The following is a 1,413-nucleotide window of genomic DNA, read 5'->3' as shown; positions in this document are numbered from 1 at the left end:
ACTGCCCACCCTACAATACTTAAGATTTTTCATAAATCATTTAGGATTGCTATATGCGTAAGTTTTAACAACATTCATAAGTGCATAAGTCAAATAAAATTTCATTTATGACATATCGTTAATAGTGAACTTTACATTTTTAAAAACAACAGTTTATACCAGCGACAGGAGAATAAATGTATCCATCTGCTAAGCGATTACAAGAATTTCATCCCTCTGTTATTCGTGAAATGACAAGGCTTGCAATCAAGCATAAAGCCATCAACATGGCTCAAGGATTGCCTGATTTCCCCTCCCCTCCTGAACTGATTCGGGCTGCATCTGTGGCGATGGAAGAAGGTCATAATCAATACACAAACACCTGGGGAATTCCAGAGCTTCGCCAAGCAATTTCAAATAATCTCCAAAACTTGTACGATTTATACTATGACCCAGAAGAGCAAATTACGGTTACTTGCGGCGTCACAGAAGGTATTGTCTTGGCGATGCTCAGCTTAGTTAATCCGGGTGATGAAGTTATTGTCATAGAACCATTTCATGATAATTATCTCCCAGCCATTAATTTTGCACAAGCTAAACCAGTTTTTGTGAGGTTGGAACCGCCTTTTTTTCAACTCGATCCAGAACGTCTACGAGCTGCTTTTTCACACAAAACCAAGGCGATCATTGTTAACACACCTCATAATCCTACTGGACGTGTTTTTACAAGGGAAGAATTAAATTCTATAGCCAGTCTTTGCCGAGAGTTTAATGTTGTTGCTGTTACGGATGAAATTTACGATCGCATCACCTTCGACGAACACCAACACATTCCTCTAGCAACTCTTGATGGAATGTTTGAGCAAACTCTAACTATTAGTGGTTTGAGTAAAACCTTCTCCATCACAGGATGGCGGATTGGCTATGTCTGTGCTCCCACTAACTTAAGTGCAGCGATTCGGACGCTACATGACTTTACAACAATTTGTGCACCAGCCCCTTTCCAGTACGCTGCAGTCGCTGGATTGAAATTGCCAGAGTCGTTCTTCGAGACTCAAAAACAAGCATATACTACCCGACGCGATCGCATAGTCAAAATTCTGGAAGAATATCAATTTATCGTACAACCACCCCAAGGTGCTTACTACATAATGAGTGATTTTACTCAATACAGCGCTCATGCAGATGATTATGAATTTGCCAAATACCTGGTTGAGGAAGTCGGAATAGCCGTTGTACCAGGTTCTAGTTTTTATTCCACACCAGAACTTGGGCGAAATACAGTCCGCTGGTCCTTTGCAAAAAAAACCGAGACCTTTGATGCAGTTGAACAAAGGTTGCATCTGAAGAAACACAAAAGTGTAGGGGTGTAAGGGTGTTAGGACTTACGCAAAAACTCTTTTAAACCCTCTTAACTATGCGCTAAGGCGCACG

At 40.9% G+C, this 1,413-nt stretch carries 1 protein-coding gene; it reads left to right on the top strand.

What is annotated here, in order from left to right:
- Positions 1 to 176 precede the first annotated feature (176 nt).
- A complete protein-coding gene (locus AC5590_RS31605) occupies positions 177 to 1,352 on the top strand; it encodes a pyridoxal phosphate-dependent aminotransferase (protein ID WP_169268989.1) in 1,176 nt (391 codons plus the stop codon).
- Positions 1,353 to 1,413 lie beyond the last annotated feature (61 nt).

The organism is Brasilonema octagenarum UFV-OR1, from assembly GCF_963888615.1.
GTDB lineage: Bacteria > Cyanobacteriota > Cyanobacteriia > Cyanobacteriales > Nostocaceae > Brasilonema > Brasilonema sennae.
The sequence above is the reverse complement of the archived record's forward strand: the minus strand, read 5'-3'. Positions and strand labels throughout refer to the sequence as shown.